Genomic DNA, 19,670 nt, shown 5'->3' with positions numbered 1-19,670 from the left:
TGTGGTTCGGTATCGGGCTACTACGCAGTACCTAGGACAGTGCCTAAGCGCTGCGCAAAGCCCTGTCACTCATGGAGCGGGATCCCCGCCCAACGGCCAAGGTGCCGGACTGCACTATTTCGCGGATGCCGAACGGCTCAAGCACTGAAAGCAGCGCTGCGAGCTTTTCCGGGGTACCGGTTGCCTCAATGACCACCGAGTCTGTGGAAACGTCAACCACTGAGGCACGGAACAAGTCTGCAGCTTGGGTGACCTGCAGGCGTGTCGCGGCATCCGCACGTACCTTGACCAGGATGTGGTCACGTTGCACGGAAGATTCTGATGTCAGCTCGACAATCTTGATCACGTTGATCAGTTTGTTGAGCTGTTTGGTGACCTGCTCGATGAGGTCGCCATCGGCGTCGACGACGACGGTCATCCGGGAAATCCCGGAGACCTCGGTGGGGCCGACGGCCAGGGAGTTGATGTTGAAGGCCCGCCGGGCGAAGAGGCTGGCCACGCGGGTCAGCACGCCGGGCTTGTCTTCGACCAGAACGGACAGTGTGTGGCGGCTCATGGCTAGTCCTCCTCTTCCCATTCCGGGGTCATGTTGCGGGCAACCTGGATCTGGTCATTCGAGACTCCGGAGGGGACCATCGGCCACACCATGGAGTTCGGGCTGACCACGAAGTCGATGACCACGGGACGGTCATTGATTTCCAAGGCCTTCTGGATGGTTGCGTCGATGTCCTCGTCCCGCTCGCAGCGGAACGCGGCACAGCCGTAAGCGTCTGCCAGCTTGACGAAGTCCGGGATACGGACGGTGTCGTGGCCGGTGTTCAGGTCGGTGTTGGAGTAGCGGCCTTCATAGAAGAGGGTCTGCCACTGGCGCACCATGCCCAGCGAGGAGTTGTTGATGATGGCAACCTTGATGGGAATTTTGTTGATGGCGCAGGTGGCCAGTTCCTGGTTGGTCATCTGGAAGCAGCCGTCGCCGTCGATCGCCCAGACCACGCGGTCGGGTTCGCCGACCTTGGCGCCCATGGCTGCCGGCACGGCATAACCCATGGTGCCGGCGCCGCCGGAGTTGAGCCAGGCGTGGGGACGCTCGTACTTGATGAACTGGGCGGCCCACATCTGGTGCTGGCCAACGCCAGCAACGTAGATGCCTTCCGGACCCGTGAGCGCACCAATGCGTTCAATGACCCGCTGGGGGGCACTGAGTCCGTCTTCCGGTTCGGTCCAACCCAGGGGGTAGGTATCGCGGAGGTTGTTGAGGAACGCCCACCAACCGTCGAGGTCCGGGGTGCCGGATAGTTCGAAAGCGGCCCTGACGGCTTCGCTCAGTTCCGGAATGATCTCCTTGACGGAGCCCACGATCGGAACGTCAGCGGTGCGGTTCTTGGAAATCTCCGCGGGGTCGATGTCCGCGTGGATGATCTTGGCGTGCGGAGCGAAGGTGCTGAGGACGCCCGTCACCCGGTCATCGAAGCGCGCACCAAGGGTGATCAGCAGATCGGACTGCTGCAGTGCGGTGACCGCGGAAACCGTGCCGTGCATGCCCGGCATGCCGACGTGCTGCGGGTGGGAATCCGGGAACGCGCCGCGGGCCATGAGGGTGGTCACCACGGGTGCGCCGGTCAGCTCTGCGAGTTCGCGCAGTTCGGCCGAAGCGTGCGCCTTGACCACACCGCCACCGACATACAGGACCGGCTTGCTTGCCGCAGCGATCAGCCGGGCAGCCTCACGCACCTGCTTGTTGTGGCCACGGACCACCGGCCGATAGCCCGGCAAATCGATCTTGGGCGGCCAGGAGAAGGTCATGGTGCCCTGCTGGGCGTTCTTGGCGATGTCCACCAGTACCGGACCGGGACGCCCGGTGCTGGCAAGGTAGAAAGCTTCGGCCATGACATGCGGGATGTCATTGGGATCCGTCACCAGGAAGGAATGCTTGGTGATCGGCATGGTGATGCCGACGATGTCTGCTTCCTGGAAAGCATCCGTGCCAATGACGGAAGCCGATACCTGGCCGGTAATGGCCACGAGGGGCACGGAGTCCATGTGGGCATCCATGATGGCGGTAACGAGGTTGGTGGCACCGGGGCCCGAGGTGGCGATACAGACGCCAACCCGTCCGGTAACCATGGCGTAGCCTTGGGCTGCGTGGCCGGCTCCCTGTTCGTGACGGACCAGGATGTGATTCATCTTGGAGGCCATCAAAGGGTCATAGGTGGGGAGGATCGCGCCACCGGGCAAACCAAAAATATCGTCCACGCCGAGTTCTTCGAGCGAGCGGACAATAGCTTCCGAGCCGGTCATCACCGTTGGGGGTACAACGTTGTTCGGCCCGAGTACAGGAGAGGGAGTTGCAGCATTGTCGACGACGGCGTCAGCCGGACGGTCGACCTTTTCCGGAGCTTTGGGGGCTCCAGCGGACTTTGCAGCCATCAGCGAGGGGCTGATCGGCGATCCTTTGCTCATCGGACTCTTCCTTTGGGGATCTTCAATTAGTGAAAGTTACTGCGTGGGTACTGCGTTCATGCGGGTTCCTGCTCAATGCGCCGTCCCTTGCGGGAAATAAAAAAACCCCTCAGCCTTGCGGCTCTTCGAGGGGTTGCGCGTGACGGTTCGTTACCAGTCGGGCTAGGAGGCCACGCGCTTTGTAAGTACGACAGTGCCCACGGTGGCGCCGACAGTAACGAATGCGATCATGCGTTCAGTGTTCCCTCTTAGTGAGATAGGTGTCAAACGATGAAGATGTCATCTCACTATATGGACCCCATTGTCCACAGACTGGTCCTACCCCGGCCGCCCAACTGACTCGCAGTTGTTGTCGTTATGAGGCGTCAAAACGACAACAAGTTCGAGCCAGTTGGGCCGGAACCCGGAACTAGCCGCAGTAGGCGCCCGTGGAGGCGCTGTGCACCAGCTTGGCGTACTTGGCGAGGACGCCCTTGGTGAACTTGGCCGGGAGGGGCTCCCAGCCGACCTTGCGGGACTCGAGTTCGGCTTCGTCCACCAGGAGGTCGAACGAACGGGCGGCGATGTCCACGCGGATCTTATCGCCGTCCTTGACGAAGGCGATGGGTCCGCCGTCGACGGCTTCAGGCGCAACGTGCCCGATGCAGAGACCGGTGGTACCGCCCGAGAAGCGGCCATCGGTCAGCAGGAGCACATCCTTGCCGAGGCCCGCACCCTTGATGGCGCCGGTGATGGCGAGCATCTCACGCATGCCCGGGCCGCCCTTGGGTCCTTCGTAACGGATCACGACGACGTCCCCGGCCTTGATCTCACCCTTGTCCAAAGCGTCGAGTGCGCCCTGCTCGCGCTCAAACACGCGGGCGGTTCCTTCGAAGACATCGGCGTCGAAGCCGGCGCTCTTCACGACGGCACCTTCCGGCGCCATGGAACCGTGCAGGATGGTGATGCCGCCGGTCTTGTGGATCGGATTGTCCAGGGCGCGGAGGATCTTGCCGTCGAGGTCCGGCGGGTTGATGGTGGCCAGGTTCTCGGCAAGGGTCTTGCCCGTGACCGTCAGGCAGTCGCCGTGCAGCAGGCCGGCGTCGAGCAACGCCTTCATGATGACCGGCACGCCGCCGATCCTGTCGACGTCGGTCATGACGTAGCGGCCGAAGGGCTTGAGGTCGCCCAGGTGCGGGATCTTGTCGCCGATGCGGTTGAAGTCGTCCAGGGTCAGTTCGACCTCGGCTTCCCGGGCGATCGCGAGCAGGTGCAGGACGGCGTTGGTGGAACCGCCGAAGGCCATCGTGACGGCGATGGCGTTCTCGAACGCCTTCTTGGTCATGATGTCCCGGGCGGTGATGCCGAGGCGGAGCAGGTTGACCACTGCCTCGCCGGACTTGCGGGCAAAGTCATCACGACGGCGGTCTGCCGAGGGCGGGGCAGCCGAGCCCGGCAGGGACATGCCGAGGGCTTCGCCGATGCACGCCATGGTGTTGGCCGTGTACATGCCGCCGCAGGCGCCTTCACCAGGACAGATGGCGCGTTCGATGCGGTCCAGGTCTCCGCGGCTCATCTTGCCGGCGGCGCATGCGCCCACGGCTTCGAACGCGTCAATGAGGGTGACTTCCTTTTCCGAGCCGTCCTCGAGCTTGACCCAGCCCGGCATGATGGAACCGGCGTAAAGGAAGACGCTGGCGAGATCCAGGCGGGCGGCTGCCATCAGCATGCCCGGGAGGGATTTGTCGCAGCCGGCCAGCAAAACGGAGCCGTCAATGCGCTCGGCCTGCATGACGGTTTCAACGGAGTCGGCAATGACTTCACGCGAAACAAGGGAGAAGTGCATGCCCTCGTGGCCCATGGAAATGCCGTCCGACACGGAAATGGTGCCGAACTGCATGGGGAAACCACCGCCGGCGTGAACGCCTTCCTTGGCGCCCTGGGCGAGTCGGTTCAGCGAGAGGTTGCACGGCGTAATTTCGTTCCACGAGCTCGCGACGCCGATTTGGGGCTTGGCGAAGTCGTCATCGCCCATGCCTACGGCCCGGAACATGCCTCGCGCGGGGGCGGCATGGATGCCGTCCGTTACGACCCGGCTGCGTGGCTTGATGTCCGGCTGGTTGTCTGTCGCAATTGGGGTGTGGTCACTCATGGGCACGAGTCTATGACTCTTGGGCTGTGGCCAACGAACATGATCGGCGGGTTAAGGCGAATTTAGCGCTATTTCATTCAATATTTCATTCAAATAATGGACAGTCGTCTCGATATGTGAGACATCGGTCTCATTGTCGGCCGCGGTTCCATCCGACAGGATCGCGGGCGCACTGAAGGCCGCGAATCGATTGACTAACCTAGACAGCCCCGTGACACGGACGTAACGTCAAATCACGACCACTGCGCCACCCGAACAGACAGAAGGGCTCTTCCCATGGATTGGTTGATCTGGGTCATCGTCATCGTGTTGATCGTCGCGATTGTTTGGTGGCTCCTGAGCCGCAATAGCGCGAAGTCTTCCCCGGGCGCCATGGCCCCGGCCTCACCCTCGCCGACCGCCTCGTCACCGCAAATGGACGTCTCTTCCGCCGCTCTGACAGGCTCCGCCCCTTTGGTCGCCGCGACCGCGACCGCCGATCAAGACTTAGCCGGGTCGCGCGCGGCCGCACCCGAGGCCGAACCCGAGCCGGAGCCCGAAGCGGCAACCGAGGCGGGCGGCGTCGACGTCGACGACTGGGAGCGCCCTGTCCCTCCCCTCGAAGCCGGATTGGCTGCCCCGGAGGAGTCCCCAGCGTCCGGAACCCCTGTGGAGGAGCCGGTGTTCGAGGAGCCCACGCTTTCGGAACCCGTGCTGTCCGGGGACGCAGTTTCCGAGGATGCGGTTTCCGAAGCTGCGCTTTCTGAAGCCGTGGTTTCCGAGGCCACCGGGCCGGTTGCTGCCGAGCCGGAACTTGAAGGGGGCGTGACGGCCGACGACGTCACAGCGGCCGACGCCGCCGAGTGGGAAGCCACCTGGAGCGAAGGCGGCGCACCCGTGGCCCCCGCTCCGATCCACCACCGCGAGTACACGGACGCCCATGCACCGACGCTACCGGGTGCGGAATCCGCCGCCGCGGAGGCAGCCGACGCTGCTGCGGAAGGGGGGCAGGAAGACCGGGCTGAAACTTCCGATGCGGTCCCCGCGCCTGTTGAGTCAACCACCCTGGCCCAGGATTCCACCGGCGCGTCGCCGCTGGGCGGGCATCTCGCCGCCGAGCAGCCGTACGGTGAAGGCTCGGCTGCGGCCGGCGCTGACGGGAGCGGCCCCGCGGGCTACACAGTCAAAGGCCACGCGGACACCATGACCTACCTCGATGAAGACAGCCCGTCCTACGACGAGGTCAAGGCCGAGGTCTGGTTTATTTCGAGCGCCCACGCCGAGGCAGCCGGTTTCCGGCCGCCTCGCAGGAACCGCCGCTGAGAGCCCCAAGGACCTGAGGACCCAGGGCAGCAAGCGGCCCTGCAACCAGGACAACTAATGAACCAGGCAAAGGCGGGTTCCGGGAGCGTTTTCCGGTCCCGCCTTGCGCTTGTCCGGGCTCCGATTGTAGTGGCCTGCCTCATGGCTTTGCTGCTGAGCGCGTGCACAGGGAGTTCCCCCGGTCCGGGGCCTACCCAAGGCAACGGACCGGAGTTGCTTCGAAAGCTTGACCTCAACCTGACACTCCCGTGGTCCATCGTGTTCCTCGGCGACGGCACTGCCATCATCTCCGAACGCGACACCAAGCTGATCAAATCGGTCCGGAACGATCGGGCCACGACGGTAGGCGAGTTTCCCGGCGTCGTACCCGGTGGCGAAGGCGGACTGCTGGGGCTGGCACTCTCCCCGACATTCGCCAGCGACCGCCTGCTCTACGCCTATTTCACCGCTGAATCGGACAACAGGATTTCGCGCACCCGCCTGGAGCAGGCCGCGGACGGGCGGTTGAGCCTCGGCACACCAGAAGTCATCTTCTCCGGCATTCCCAAAGCCCCGACCCACAACGGCGGGCGCATCCGTTTCGGCCCCGACGGGTTCCTCTACGTCGGCACGGGAGATGCGCAGCATCCGGAGCGGGCACAGGACCGCAATGCGCTTGGCGGGAAGATCCTGCGGCTTACCCCCGAGGGGAAAGCCGCGCCGGGCAACCCGTTCGCCAACCCCGTTTACAGCTACGGACATCGCAATGTGCAGGGTCTGGCCTGGGACAGCTCCGGCAGGCTGTGGGCAAGCGAATTCGGACCCGACGTCAACGACGAACTCAACCTCATCGAAGCGGGAGGCAACTACGGTTGGCCACAAGTGACCGGGGCGCCCGGCCGCGCCGGCTACATCGACGCCAAGGTGGTCTGGCCGTCGACGGCGGATGCCTCGCCGAGCGGGCTGGAAATCGTGAACGGAACGGCGTTCACGTGCGCGCTGCGCGGGCAGCGTTTGTGGACGGTACCGCTCAACGGGGAAACGGCGGGGAATCCCGTGGCATACCTCACAGCTGACTACGGACGACTACGGGACGTTTCGCTCGCGCCGGACGGCACACTTTGGGTCCTCAGCAACAACCAAAACCCTGACTTTGCACTGGTCCTGAAGCCTCCCCGCCAGTGACGCGCAGAGGGCCCGGGCCGATTTCACACTTCGGCAAGTGTCGTGTAGAGTTACATGTCGTTGCGGAGATCAACGAGGGAAGAAAAGCCCTCAGCTGATCGAAATCGACAAATGCACCTCTAGCTCAATTGGCAGAGCAATTGACTCTTAATCAATGGGTTCCGGGTTCAAGTCCCGGGGGGTGCACCAAAGGGAAGGACCCTTGAGCGGCAGCAGCCGCTCAAGGGTTATTTCTTTGCGTTGCGAGCAACAAACAATTGCACCTCTAGCTCAATTGGCAGAGCAATTGACTCTTAATCAATGGGTTCCGGGTTCAAGTCCCGGGGGGTGCACCAAAGGGAAGATCCCTGGATGGCTGAATGGCCGTCCAGGGATCTTTTTGCTTTTCGGCCTGCTTCAGCCGGACCGGGCTGAGGAAGCTTAGTTGGAGGCTTCGCCCGGCGCCGCGACTGAATCCGCAGCGGCCACAATGTCGTTTACAACTGCCGACGAATGATTGTTCGCCAGTTCGCGTACCAGCGACTGGAGCTCCCGCCGCAGTTTGGCGGTGTCCACGGGCACAGGTGCAAGCACTTCGCGTTCCAGCTGCGTGGCTAGCCCGAGGGTGTGCTCCCCCGCCTCGGTCAAACTGACCACTTGGCTCCGGCGGTCGGACACGCTGCGTGCGCGGCTGACGTGGCCGTGGGCCTCCAGCCTGGTGAGCGTCTTCCCCATTGTCTGCGCCTGAACCCGGACGATCTGCGCGAGCATCGACTGGGTGGTCGGTCCGTTGACGGCGAGTACTTCCATGACAATGACCCCGGCATGGGTCAGGTCCATACCGCGCAGTTTCTCGTTCCAGGCATGCTCCACGAGTCGCGCGGCCGTGGAGAGCAGGCGCCCGGTGGGCCACCGTTCCATATCAGGCATAAGGGCCAGTATATAGACCGCTGCGCGCGGATCAGGACCGGGGTTCAATTCGTGAAGCGCTCGGCCCATCACTAAGCTGAGTGATCGCGAACGCTAGCAAGGAGCACAACATGGCCGAACGACTCATTCCAGGCGACACTGCCCCGGATTTCACTCTCAAGGACCACACGGGTCGCGAGGTCAGCCTGGCCTCGCACCGCGGCCGCAAAACAGTCATCTACTTCTACCCCGCGGCTTCCACGCCGGCATGCGCCAAGCAGGCCTGCGACTTCCGCGATTCCCTCGCAACCCTCCAGGCTGCCGGTTACGACGTCCTTGGAATCTCTCCGGACACGGTGAAGGACCTGGAAAAGTTCGTGGCCGAAGAATCACTGACCTTTCCGCTGCTGTCCGACGAAGGGCACCACGTGGCTGAGGCCTATGCGGCTTGGGGCGAAAAGAAGAACTACGGGCGCACCTATCAAGGGCTGATCCGCTCAACGATCGTGGTGGACCCCGACGGCAAGGTGGCCCTGGCCCAGTACAACGTGCGGGCCACTGGCCATGTCGCCAAACTCCGCAGGGACCTCAAACTCGACAAGTAGCCGCCGGCTGGCCATATAGGCTCGGGGCCGCATAGGCGAGGCTGGAACAGCTGGCGCAAAACCGCGGGTACAATGGAGGCCGGTATATGACCGGAGCGGGAATCCCTGAATCCCGGTCCGGGTACCAGCACCAGCGCGAGTGGTGAAATTGGCAGACACGCAGGATTTAGGTTCCTGTGCCTTCGGGCGTGGGGGTTCAAGTCCCCCCTTGCGCACATTCAGGAAGTGCCCCGGTCCGTGGCCGGGGCACTTCCCGTTTCCAGCCGGGACTCAGGGCCCTGAACTAGACTGGACTGCGGTCCGGCTGCCGCGGGCCCCAGCCCGTCCGACTGCCTTGAGGGGACAAGAGTGGTAAGCAGCAAGCTACGCCGAGTCACGCTACAAATCGGCGCAGGCCTTCTGGCCGTGGCCTTGACCTCGTGCACGGTAAGTCCTGAACCGGCACCGTCAACATCGGCCGCGGACGGCGCTTCGGCAGAGCCGAGCAAGACCTTCAACTTTGGCACCCCGTCGATGCCGCTTGGGCTCGATCCCGCCGTGACGAACGACTCCGAGTCGTATCGAGTCACCCGGCAAGTGATGGAAGGCCTCGTGGGGGTCGACGCGTCCACCGGCCAACCAACTCCCCTGCTGGCCACCTCTTGGTCGCAAGGGAATGACGGACTCAGCTACGACTTCAAGTTGCGGTCAAAAGTCACCTTCCACGATGGAACCGCCTTTGACGCCGCCGCAGTCTGCAGCAACTTCAACCGTTGGTTCAACTTCCCGGCGACCGTGCGCCAGCAGGCACCGGGCATCGCATTCAAGAGCGTCTTCAAATCCTTCTCGGACGACGCTTCGCTTTCGCTCTTCAAGAACTGCAAGGTTGTTTCTTCCGACCACGTCCAAATCAACCTGGCCAAGCCCTTCACGGGCTTCCTGCAGGCGTTGACGCTGCCGGCGTTCGCGATGTCATCCCCGAAAGCGATGGCCGACGGCAAGGCCGACGTCCTGGACAAGAAACTGTCAGGACAGCCGGCGTCGGCCTACGCCTCGCACCCCGTGGGCACCGGCCCTTACGTTTTCTCGTCATGGACCCAGAACCGCATCACTCTCACCAGCTACAAGGGCTACTGGGGCGACCGCGGAGAGATAGCCACGGTCAACTTCATTCCGTTCGACTATCCACAGGCCCGGCTCCAGGCCTTGCTCGCAGGAACCATCGACGGGTACGACCTTGTGACCGCCGGCACCTTCGACCAACTGGTCAAGAAGGGCATGCAAATCGTCCAACGGGATCCGTTCTCCGTGATGTACCTGGGCATGAACGAGTCCGTGGCGCCCCTCCAGAATCTTGGGGTGCGCCAGGCAATCGAGATGGCCATCGACAAAGACACCCTTATCCACAAGTTCTTCATCGACAACACCTCACCGGCCACCCAGTTCGTTCCCCCCAAACTGAGCGGCTTCAACAACAACGCACCGTCCTTGGGATACGACCCGGACAAAGCCAAGCAACTGCTTGCCAAGTCCGGTTACAAAGGCGAGGAACTCAAGTTCTACTACCCGCTCAATGTCACGCGCGCCTACCTTCCCACTCCGGAGAAGATCTATGCGGAGATCAGCGCGGAACTTACCGCCATCGGGCTGAACATCAAGCCGGTACCCGTGAACTGGGACGACGGCTACCTCCAGAAGGTCCAGTCCCCCGGTGACCATGCGCTCCATTTGCTCGGCTGGAATGGCGCCTACTCCGACCCGGACAACTTCGTGGGCACGCTCTTCGGTGAGAACAACGGCGAGTTTGGCTACAGCGATCCACAGGTGTTCTCAAAGATCGACCGGGCCCGGGGACTCCCCGACGGCGCTGACCGCAACTCCCAGTACCAGACCATCAATGCCCAGATCGCTGCCACCGTCCCGGCAGTACCCATCGCCTTCCCCATCTCGGCTTTGGCCCTTTCGGACCGCGTCGAGAAGTACCCCGCGTCGCCTGTCTTAAACGAAGTTTTTACAAACGTTCGGCTGAAGTCTTGACGTCCCGCCGCAATTTCAGTTATGCGCCCACGCGGGGATATTCTGTGACAGCCAGTGCCGCCGCTATCGGAGATTGATCGTGACCTTCATTTCCAAGACACACCACGCTGACGTCGTCCTTATTGGGGGCGGGATCATGAGCGCAACCCTGGGTGCGTTCATCAAGCAACTCGAACCCAGCTGGACCATCTCCCTCTTTGAGCGACTCGACGAAGCCGGCCTGGAAAGCTCCGGACCGTGGAACAACGCGGGAACCGGGCACGCAGCGCTCTGTGAGCTTAATTACTCGCCTGCAGCGAAGGACGGCTCCGTTGACCCGTCCAAGGCCCTCCACATCAACGAGCAATTCCAGCTCTCCCGGCAGTTCTGGTCCCACCTCGTGGACAACAAGTTGATCGGCTCCCCCAAGGGCTTCATCAACACCGTTCCGCATATGAGCTTCGTCATCGGCGACAAGCACGCTGACTTCCTCAAGACCCGCTACGAGGCACTCAAGCCCAACACTCTCTTCCGCAGCATGGAATACACGGAAGACCAGGCACAGATCGCCAAGTGGGCTCCGCTCATCGTCAAGGGCCGCGACGCCAAGCAGCGCGTTGCCGCCACCCGCGCAGCGGAAGGCACCGACGTCGACTTCGGCGCCCTGACCCGCGAACTGACCGGTTACCTCGCTGCCAACGGCGTCGAAGTCAACTATGGCCACGGCGTCACCAATGTGAGCAAAGCCTCCGACGGCGGCTGGGACCTTTCACTCAAGCACCCCGCTTCCGGCGAACACGGCCAGATCCACGCCAAGTTCGTCTTTGTCGGCGCCGGCGGCGGAGCACTCCACCTGCTCCAGGCATCGGGCATCCCGGAAAGCAAGGGCTACGGCGGTTTCCCGGTATCCGGGCAGTTCTTCCGCTGCACCGACGAGGCCATTGCCGGCCAGCACAGCGCCAAGGTATACGGCCAGGCGTCCGTCGGCGCACCGCCAATGTCCGTGCCGCACCTTGATACCCGCTACGTTGACGGCAAGCGTTCCCTGCTTTTCGGCCCGTACGCCGGTTTCTCCACCAACTTCCTCAAGACGAGCAGCTACCTTGACCTACCGCTGTCCATCCGCCCGAGCAACATCATCCCGATGCTGGCCGTGGCCAAGGACAACATGGACCTGACTGCGTACCTGATCAAGGAAGTCGCCAAGCGCCACGACGCCAAGGTGGAGTCCCTCCGCGAGTACTACCCCCAGGCCGACGGCGGCAACTGGGAGCTCATCACCGCAGGCCAGCGGGTGCAGATCATTAAGAAGGATTCCAAGAAGGGCGGAGTGCTGCAGTTCGGCACCGAAGTCATCACGGCTCGTGACGGCTCCATCGGAGCGCTGCTTGGCGCCTCCCCCGGAGCCTCCACCGCTGTCCCCATCATGATCGAGATGCTCCAGCGGTCCTTCCCGAAGAACTTCAAGGGCTGGCAGTCCAAGCTCAAGGAAATGATGCCAGGCTACGGCGTCAAACTGAACGACAATCCGGACCTTGCGGCCGAGTTGGAAGCGAGCACTGCCCATTCGCTCCAACTTGAGCCTGCTGACGCCGTTCAGCACTAGCAACCGTCCGGGCTGCGGCCGGTTCGAGACAAGAAACAGACCGTAGATCCCAGGAGACAGTGCAATGTTCCGTCTGGCAAAGCTTTCACTGGCGAACAGGGCACTGATCGCGCTGATCACCGTCTTCGCGGCGGTGTTCGGCGTGATCACCATGTCTTCCCTCAAACAGGAACTCATTCCCTCGATCGAGTTCCCGCAAATCTCGGTGATCACGGCCATGTCGGGCGCGTCCCCGGAAGTTGTCGACAAGCAACTCAGCCGCCCGCTCGAAACAGCGCTGAACAGCGTCGAGGGCCTGGAATCGACCACGTCGACGTCGCGGAACGGTGTTTCGCAGATCACCATGGTGTTCACGTACGGTTCGAACCTGGACCGCGCGCGCAACCAGATCGATCGCGCCATCTCCAACGCCAAGCGTGTCCTGCCGGCCGACGTCGAGCCCCGGTCTTTTGCAGGCAGCATCAGCGACTTCCCGATCGTGTATCTGGCGGTGTCTTCGGACAAGCCTCTCAGCGAGCTGAACACGGACCTGCAGCGCTTGAGCGTTCCCCGGCTCCAGAAACTGGACGGGGTCCGCAGCGCTGACGTGACGGGTGGGGCCACCCAGCACATCCTGATCCAGCCCAAAGCCCAGGCCATGGCCGCGAACGGCGCCACGGTCCAGTCGCTCACGAGTGCCCTCAAGAACAACGGGACGCTGGTCCCGGCCGGAACCAGCGAGGATCAGGGCAAGACGCTCTCCCTGCAGATCGGCAGCCCGGTGGACTCCCTCGACGTCATCAAGGGCTTGCCGCTCACCGGCGCCAAGGGCGGAACCACGATCGGCACCGTAGCCGACGTGAGCATCAAAGACGACGCCGCAACCTCCATTACCCGGACCAATGGGAAGCCGACGCTGGCCCTGTCCATCACGAAGAAGCCCGACGGCGATACCGTCGCCATTTCGCACGCTGTCAAGGACTCCATTCCCCGGATGGAAGCCGAACTCGGCTCCAATGCGCACTTCACCCCGGTGTTCGACCAGGCCCCGTACATCGAAAAATCCATCAAGGACCTCACCACGGAAGGCCTTCTCGGACTTGGCTTCGCGGTGGCAGTCATTCTCGTGTTCCTGATGTCCGTACGGTCCACGCTCGTGACGGCGGTATCCATTCCGTTGTCGCTCCTGATTACGTTCATCGGAATATCGGCGACCCACTACTCGCTCAACATCCTCACGCTTGGCGCATTGACCATCGCGATCGGCCGTGTGGTGGACGACTCGATCGTGGTGATCGAGAACATCAAACGGCACCTCAGCTACGGCGAGCACAAGCTCGCTGCCATCCTCAATTCGATCCGGGAAGTTGCCGGTGCCATCACGGCGTCCACCCTCACCACGGTTGCCGTGTTCCTGCCGATCGCCTTCGTGGGCAACCTGGCGGGCGAACTGTTCCGGCCCTTCGCCCTGACGGTGACCATCGCCCTGTTGTCCTCGTTGCTCGTGTCCCTCACCATCGTTCCGGTGCTGGCGTACTGGTTCCTCAAGTCGCCGGCCGCGGCCGGGGACGCCCTTGCCGCCGAGCGCGCCGTTGCCGCGGCGCACGAGGCAGAGCGGCGGAGCCTGCTGCAGCGCGGCTATTTGCCCATCCTGGTCAAAACCCAGAAGCACCCGGTCGTGACCATCGTCGCCGCGGTCCTGGTGTTGGGTGGAACCGCAGCCATGTCCCCGCTGCTGGCGACAGACCTGCTGGGCAACTCCGGCCAGAACAGCATGACCGTGCGCCAGGTTCTTCCCGCCGGTACAAGCCTGGAACAGACCGGGGCCGCTGCTGCCCAAGTGGAATCGGTCCTTCGCGGGATCGACGGGATCAAGGACGTACAGGTCACTTCAGGCAATGCCCAGACAGGTTTCGCCGCGCTCACGTCAAGTGGTGCGTCGAACTCGACGTTCACCGTGGTGACGGATGATAAGGCTGACCAGCAGAAACTGCAGGACACGGTCCGGTCCCGGCTCGCCAGCGCCGCGGCCGCAGGAAAGGTCACTGTGGGGGCCCAACAGGGTGGCCTGGGCACGTCTTCCAGCGTGGACATCACCATCAGCGCCGCCAACTCGGCGGATCTCAAGACCGCAAGCGACGCCGTAGCGAAGGCCATGGACGGCGTGCCCGGGAGCGCCGAGGTAGCCACCAACCTGGATGCCAGCCAGTCGGTGGTCCAGGTAAAGGTTGATCGTGCCAAGGCCGTCGCCGCCGGGCTGAACGAAGAACAAGTCGCCGGGGTCCTGGCGTCCACGGTCAGTCCCATCCCCGCTGGCACTGTCCGTATCGACACCACGGACTTCCCGGTACAGATCGGCGAAGGCACGCACTTCAGCAGCATCGCCGATGTCAGGGGCATCAACCTCCCGACGCCGGCCGGGCCCGTTCCCCTGTCGAGCATCGCTTCCGTGGACCAAGTAGACACCCCGGTCTCCATCACCAGCAGCAACGGCCAGCGAAGCGCGAAGGTGACCGTCACGCCGTCGGGCTCCAACCTTGGTGCCGTCAGCACGGCAGTCAGTGACCGGCTGGCCTCGGTGCAGCTTCCGGCAGGCGTTACCGCCACGATCGGCGGCGCCACGACGCAGCAGGCGGACTCCTTCCGCCAGCTCGGCCTCGCGCTCCTGGCCGCAGTCGCCATTGTCTATGTCATCATGGTGGCTGCGTTCAAGTCCCTCATCCAGCCCCTCATCCTGTTGGTGTCCGTGCCTTTTGCGGCGACGGGTGCCATCGCTTTGCTCCTGGTCACGGGTGTTCCGCTCGGACTGCCTTCCCTGATCGGCATGCTGATGCTGGTGGGAATCGTCGTGACCAACGCGATCGTGCTGATCGACCTGATCAACCAGTACCGCAAACCACACGATGGCAGCCCCGGAATGAGCGTGGCGGATGCCATCACGCACGGCGCCAGGCAGCGACTTCGTCCCATCCTCATGACGGCACTTGCTACCGTGTTCGCCCTGACACCCATGGCTCTGGGCCTCACGGGAGGCGGCGGGTTCATATCGCGGCCGCTCGCAATTGTGGTCATCGGCGGCCTTGTTTCGTCCACGGCTTTGACGCTCGTCCTCGTGCCCGTCCTCTACAAACTGGTCGAAGGCCGGCGGGAGAAGAAGACGCTGCTCAAGGCACTCACGCAACTCCCCGACGTCGCGAAGGACGGCATCGCGGGCCACGGCGAGAGCGACCACCTGGACTGGACCACCGGAATGATTCCCAAAGTCACCGGCCGCCGATCCGCTCCCGGCCCGGCCGAATAGGGCTATACACCGGGAACAAAATGATGCCGTACCCTGTTGCAGGCAGTGATACATGCAAATGCATCTATCTTGGGATAGACTGTTGGCAGAGCCCGCACACCAATCGGGCAGGCAGAAAGGCACATCATGGAGATCGGCGTATTCAGCGTCAGCGACATCACCACTGACCCCACCACGGGCCACACCCCCACCGAGAACGAGCGCATCAAGGCCGCCGTGGCGATCGCCAAGAAGGTCGAAGAGATCGGCATGGACGTCTATGCGATCGGCGAGCACCACAACCGCCCCTTCTTCTCATCGTCCCCCACCACCACCCTGGCGTACATCGCAGCGCAGACTGAACGCATCACGCTGTCAACGTCCACCACGCTGATCACCACGAACGATCCCGTCAAGATCGCCGAAGACTTCGCGATGCTCCAGCACTTGGCGGATGGCCGCGTGGACCTCATCATGGGTCGCGGCAACACCGCCCCCGTCTACCCCTGGTTCGGCAAGAACATCCAGGACGGGATCGAACTCGCGGTGGAGAACTACTCCCTGCTCCGCCGGCTCTGGGATGAGGACACCGTCAATTGGAGCGGCAAGTACCGCACCCCGCTGCAGAACTTCACCTCCACGCCCCGCCCGCTCGACGGCGTCGCGCCCTTCGTCTGGCACGGCTCCATCCGCAGCCCGCAGATCGCGGAACTCGCCGCGTACTACGGCGACGGCTTCTTCGCCAACAACATCTTCTGGCCCAAGGAGCACTACCAGCAGCTGATCGGCCTGTACCGCGAACGCTATGAGCACTACGGCCACGGCAATGCAGACCAGGCCATCGTGGGCCTCGGCGGGCAGTTCTTCATGCGCAAGAACTCCCAGGACGCAGTGAAGGAGTTCCGCCCCTACTTCGACAATGCACCGGTGTACGGCCACGGACCCTCGCTCGAGGACTTCACGTCCCAGACGCCCCTGACCGTTGGCAGTCCGCAGGAAGTCATCGAAAAGACCCTGACTTTCCGCGAGTACTTCGGCGACTACCAGCGCCAACTGTTCCTGGTGGACCACGCCGGCCTGCCGCTCAAGACCGTCCTGGAGCAACTGGACCTCTTCGGAGAAGAAGTCCTGCCGGTCCTGCGGAAGGAATTCGAGGACCGCAAGCCGGCCCATGTGCCTGACGCACCCACCCATGCATCCCGGGTGGCAGCGTCCGTGATCGCCTCGGCCAGGGACGACGCAGCCGACGCTGTCAGTGACGGCGTGGGGTGACCCCGTGACCACGACAGCGCCCACCTCGTCCGCTGTGCGCCTCGCCGCCGAAACCTGGGAGTCCTTGTTCCGCTCCCAGGTGGCGGTGATGCGCCGCCTCCAGGCCGGGCAGGCGTTCAAGAAGCTGCCCATCAAGGAGTACGACGTCCTGTTCACTCTTTCCCGTTGCCCGACGGGCAAGCTGCGGCTGAACGAGATCAACGATCACGTCCTGCTCAGCCAATCCAGCCTGAGCCGGCTGGTTGACAGGTTGGAGAAGCGCGGGCTCGTGGAGCGCAGCATCGCCCCCGACGACGGACGCGGGATCCTGCTGGGGCTCACCGCGGCCGGGCAGGAACTTCAGAAAGAGATCGGCCGCGAGCACATCCGCGACATCGCCGAACTTGTGGCTCCGGCCCTGACAGCCGAGGAGCAGCGTGAGCTTCTCCGCCTGACGGAAAAGCTGCAAGCGTTCGTCGCACACAAGCAGCCGCGCGAAAGCTAGCGGAGGACGACGAGCTTTGCCGGATCTTCATTCGGCAGCTCGTCGGCCACCACCGCGGTGACCTTCAAGCTCTTCAACGACAGGCTGCCCCCTACCGTCGACAGGAACGCGGTGTCCGAGGAATCGCGTCCGGCCGTGATGCGCAGCATGGACTCGCGCGGAGCCAGTCCGGTGGGATCGATAACGTACCAGGCTCCGTCGATGTGGGCCTCAGCCACGGCATGGAAGTCCATGGGGCTCAGCCCGGGCGCATACACCGCGGCGAGCCGGGCCGGGATGTCCTTGGAACGCAGGAGGGCAATGGCAAGGTGGGCGAAGTCCCGGCAAACACCTTTGCGGTGCAGGAGCGTTTCCACCGCTCCATCCGTCCCCCGCGAGGAACCACTGACGTACCGGAGTTCGTCGTGGACCCAGTTCCGGACGGCCTGCAACAGTTCTACGCCGTGCAGCCCGCCGAACTCGGCATACGACGTCGGAAGGAGCCGATCGGACTCGGCATAGCGGCTGGGCCGCACGTAGCGGATGAGCTCCATCCGGGAGGATTCATCGGGGACACCCAAGCCCTCCACCGAGGCGCGGTAATCAACAGTTACCTCGCTGGGTTCGGCGAATTCCATGTACTGGAAACGTCCACCGTGATGGTCCGTCAGCTCGGTGAGCGGAACAGCTTCGCCTTCCACCGTGACTGACAGCTCTTCGGTCAACGATTCATAGCCAAGATTGCTGGCCACGGCTATTGCCATGGCCACCTTGGTGTTGGCTACGGTCTTGAAAACGAGCTGGGCAGCAACGTTGCGTTCCATGGATCTCCGGAGTGTTGCGGCTGGACAACCCACTAATTATGCAGAGTTGGCGCCGACGAGTTTCTGTCAATCGTGGTTCTACAGATTGACCTTCAGAGACAATAGCATCCGCTGGACGTTGGCGAATTCCGAACTCTGGTCAACGTATTTGGCGGCTTGGTCCAAGGTGTCAAAGGACTTCGCGGGAGCAACTACTTCGTCCGTGGCGAAGGCATGCACGGTGGGCATGTCCCCGAAGTAGTAGTTGCCCTTTCCTGCGGGCCCCACTACAAGGTTCCGCAGCTGGCAGGCCTGGCCATCTGATCCGGCCACCAAGTTGGTGATGCCATACGAACCGAAGAATTTGTATCCCTGGATGACCCGGAACACCACGTGTGGGGGGATCATGGAATCACCGTCCGCATGGGGCAGGTCAATGGGCACGCTGCTCACCACCGTGTAGGGGCGCTTGGCGGCTGGATTGCAGTCGGCCGGACTCGCCGAGGGAAGTCCAGTGTGAAGGGTCGCAAGATACCCTCCCTTGGCGTCTTTGACCTCGATCTTCAGGGCGCCCGGCATGGAACCGGCGTCGGGCGTGACCGATTGCGCAATCCAGTCACTCGGAAGATCAAAGCTGACCTTCTTGGCCGCATCCGAGTACGTCTTCCACGCCGAGGCGGTCGCCCCCGCCGTCGCGGTGCTTGCTGCGGAGGGGCTTCCCGAAGCGGTGGAACCTCCCGAGGGCGGGGCCGTACTGGAGCCCGACGGCGTCGCGCTCCCGGGTGCCCCACTGCTGGACCCGGCTGTCCAGACGGGTCCGCCCTTGCCCTCGGAACTACAGCCAGCCGCGGCGACCACGATGAGCGCACCCAGGATGGCGACTGAAAACTTCAACGGGATCCGCTTTGCTCTCATGCGCACCAGCCTAGCGGCGCCGGGACGCCGTCTGCCCTTCCGGATCGGCGTTTCGCATGTGCAAACCCAGCCGATGCACGCCGGGCAGCTTCGGCCTGCGGCGTAGGACTAGGCTGGACGCATGGCTCCCGATCAGCTTGATGAGGACGAAAACAATGTGGCGGACATCTCCGCGCTGGACATCGCGGACTGGCGATTGCGGACGTTTGCCTTGTACGACGACGTCCGCAAGATCGCGATGGACGATCCCTTCCAGGCCCATGTCTACTGGCGCCAGGAACGGGACCGCATGTTCGGAACCCACCCGGCTTCGGCACTGACTCCCGCCAGCAAGCAGGCTTTCTCGGGCCTGCGCACCGCGGACTACGACTCCCGGTTTCGCCGCTATGCCTCCCTTTCTCCGGAAGGCGCGGGCCAGGAAATGAACGTCCAGACCGGAACCGACGGCGTGGTGCCGTTTGTCCGCCTCGGCACCTTCGACCTCGACGAGCTTGGCTCGCTGGCCGTGTGGCGCCTGCGCAGCTACGGCGGCGGCATCTTCGTGCCCTTCCGCGACGCCACAGCCGGCAAACCCGGCGGAAGCTACGGAGCCGGCCGCTACCTGCTGGATACCATCAAGGGCGCCTTCCATGGCCTTCGCGGATCCGGGCAACAAGAGTTCGTGCTCGACTTCAATTTCGCCTACAACCCGTCCTGCGCCTACAACGAGGCCTGGGCCTGTCCCTTGGCCGGGCCGGCGAATCGCCTGGCCGCGGATATCCCCGTGGGGGAGCTCTACCTGCCCGTCTAAGCGAGAGCCTCTTCAAG

The 19,670-nt window shown here is 63.3% G+C and carries 15 protein-coding genes and 3 tRNA genes; 12 read left to right on the top strand and 6 right to left on the bottom strand.

The genetic code is table 11. The features are described 5' to 3' along the window. Positions 1 to 43: 43 nt before the first annotated feature. From ilvN to ilvD, 3 genes are all read right to left on the bottom strand, one after another. Positions 44 to 556: an acetolactate synthase small subunit gene (ilvN, locus tag ABH924_RS13510; RefSeq protein ID WP_028264679.1), complete on the bottom strand. Its 513-nt coding sequence runs from the start codon at positions 554 to 556 to the stop codon at positions 44 to 46. Between the two features lie 2 nt (positions 557 to 558). Next, positions 559 to 2,460, bottom strand: a complete 1,902-nt coding sequence (locus tag ABH924_RS13505) for an acetolactate synthase large subunit (protein ID WP_234751932.1) — start codon at positions 2,458 to 2,460, stop codon at positions 559 to 561. A gap of 409 nt (positions 2,461 to 2,869) precedes the next feature. Continuing rightward, positions 2,870 to 4,591 (bottom strand): dihydroxy-acid dehydratase, encoded by a 1,722-nt coding sequence (gene ilvD, locus ABH924_RS13500; RefSeq protein ID WP_404499519.1) that lies wholly within the window; start codon positions 4,589 to 4,591, stop codon positions 2,870 to 2,872. Positions 4,592 to 4,867: 276 nt separating this feature from the next. Here ilvD and ABH924_RS13495 point away from each other — a divergent pair, with 276 nt between their 5' ends. The 4 genes from ABH924_RS13495 to ABH924_RS13480 all read left to right on the top strand — a co-directional run bounded on the left by ABH924_RS13495 (position 4,868) and on the right by ABH924_RS13480 (position 7,392). Further along, positions 4,868 to 5,893 (top strand): hypothetical protein, encoded by a 1,026-nt coding sequence (locus ABH924_RS13495; RefSeq protein ID WP_404499517.1) that lies wholly within the window; start codon positions 4,868 to 4,870, stop codon positions 5,891 to 5,893. A gap of 57 nt (positions 5,894 to 5,950) precedes the next feature. Further along, positions 5,951 to 7,057 carry a PQQ-dependent sugar dehydrogenase gene (locus ABH924_RS13490; RefSeq protein WP_404499515.1) on the top strand — a complete coding sequence of 369 codons (1,107 nt, stop codon included), beginning with the start codon at positions 5,951 to 5,953 and terminating at the stop codon, positions 7,055 to 7,057. Between the two features lie 113 nt (positions 7,058 to 7,170). Beyond that, positions 7,171 to 7,246, top strand: a tRNA-Lys gene (locus ABH924_RS13485). Positions 7,247 to 7,316: 70 nt separating this feature from the next. Further along, positions 7,317 to 7,392: transfer RNA gene (locus ABH924_RS13480), tRNA-Lys, on the top strand. A gap of 85 nt (positions 7,393 to 7,477) precedes the next feature. Here the strand turns inward: ABH924_RS13480 and ABH924_RS13475 are convergent. Further along, the gene (locus ABH924_RS13475) at positions 7,478 to 7,966 is read right to left on the bottom strand and encodes a MarR family winged helix-turn-helix transcriptional regulator (RefSeq protein WP_404499513.1); all 489 of its coding nucleotides are present in this window, start codon (positions 7,964 to 7,966) and stop codon (positions 7,478 to 7,480) included. Positions 7,967 to 8,076: 110 nt separating this feature from the next. Here ABH924_RS13475 and bcp point away from each other — a divergent pair, with 110 nt between their 5' ends. From bcp to ABH924_RS13440, 7 genes are all read left to right on the top strand, one after another. Then, positions 8,077 to 8,550 carry a thioredoxin-dependent thiol peroxidase gene (gene bcp, locus ABH924_RS13470; RefSeq protein WP_404499511.1) on the top strand — a complete coding sequence of 158 codons (474 nt, stop codon included), beginning with the start codon at positions 8,077 to 8,079 and terminating at the stop codon, positions 8,548 to 8,550. A gap of 133 nt (positions 8,551 to 8,683) precedes the next feature. Then, positions 8,684 to 8,765, top strand: a tRNA-Leu gene (locus tag ABH924_RS13465). A 133-nt stretch (positions 8,766 to 8,898) separates the two neighbouring features. Further along, complete coding sequence (locus ABH924_RS13460) at positions 8,899 to 10,566, top strand: ABC transporter substrate-binding protein (protein WP_404499509.1); 1,668 nt, start codon at positions 8,899 to 8,901, stop codon at positions 10,564 to 10,566. Between the two features lie 79 nt (positions 10,567 to 10,645). Next, complete coding sequence (locus ABH924_RS13455) at positions 10,646 to 12,151, top strand: malate:quinone oxidoreductase (RefSeq protein ID WP_404499507.1); 1,506 nt, start codon at positions 10,646 to 10,648, stop codon at positions 12,149 to 12,151. A gap of 64 nt (positions 12,152 to 12,215) precedes the next feature. Then, positions 12,216 to 15,431 carry an efflux RND transporter permease subunit gene (locus tag ABH924_RS13450; RefSeq protein ID WP_404499505.1) on the top strand — a complete coding sequence of 1,072 codons (3,216 nt, stop codon included), beginning with the start codon at positions 12,216 to 12,218 and terminating at the stop codon, positions 15,429 to 15,431. A gap of 126 nt (positions 15,432 to 15,557) precedes the next feature. Next, entirely contained in the window at positions 15,558 to 16,682 is a 1,125-nt protein-coding gene (locus ABH924_RS13445; protein ID WP_234751906.1) for an LLM class flavin-dependent oxidoreductase, read from the top strand. 4 nt (positions 16,683 to 16,686) lie between these two features. Next, on the top strand, positions 16,687 to 17,166 hold the full coding sequence (locus ABH924_RS13440) for a MarR family winged helix-turn-helix transcriptional regulator (RefSeq protein WP_234751903.1): 480 nt from the start codon (positions 16,687 to 16,689) through the stop codon (positions 17,164 to 17,166). On the opposite strand, the gene ABH924_RS13435 is transcribed toward ABH924_RS13440, so the two are convergent. Then, a complete protein-coding gene (locus ABH924_RS13435; RefSeq protein WP_404499502.1) occupies positions 17,163 to 17,969 on the bottom strand; it encodes a transglutaminase family protein in 807 nt (268 codons plus the stop codon). The two genes, ABH924_RS13440 and ABH924_RS13435, sit on opposite strands and share 4 nt — an antisense overlap. 78 nt (positions 17,970 to 18,047) lie before the next feature. Beyond that, positions 18,048 to 18,863 (bottom strand): hypothetical protein, encoded by an 816-nt coding sequence (locus ABH924_RS13430; protein ID WP_404499500.1) that lies wholly within the window; start codon positions 18,861 to 18,863, stop codon positions 18,048 to 18,050. 121 nt (positions 18,864 to 18,984) lie between these two features. On the opposite strand from ABH924_RS13430, the gene ABH924_RS13425 reads away from it, so the two are divergent. Continuing rightward, on the top strand, positions 18,985 to 19,653 hold the full coding sequence (locus ABH924_RS13425; protein ID WP_404499498.1) for a DUF1684 domain-containing protein: 669 nt from the start codon (positions 18,985 to 18,987) through the stop codon (positions 19,651 to 19,653). The last annotated feature ends 17 nt before the right edge of the window (positions 19,654 to 19,670 follow it).

Origin of the sequence: Arthrobacter sp. GAS37 (assembly GCF_044908325.1) — a bacterium.
Lineage (GTDB): Bacteria > Actinomycetota > Actinomycetes > Actinomycetales > Micrococcaceae > Arthrobacter > Arthrobacter ramosus.
The sequence above is the reverse complement of the archived record's forward strand: the minus strand, read 5'-3'. Positions and strand labels throughout refer to the sequence as shown.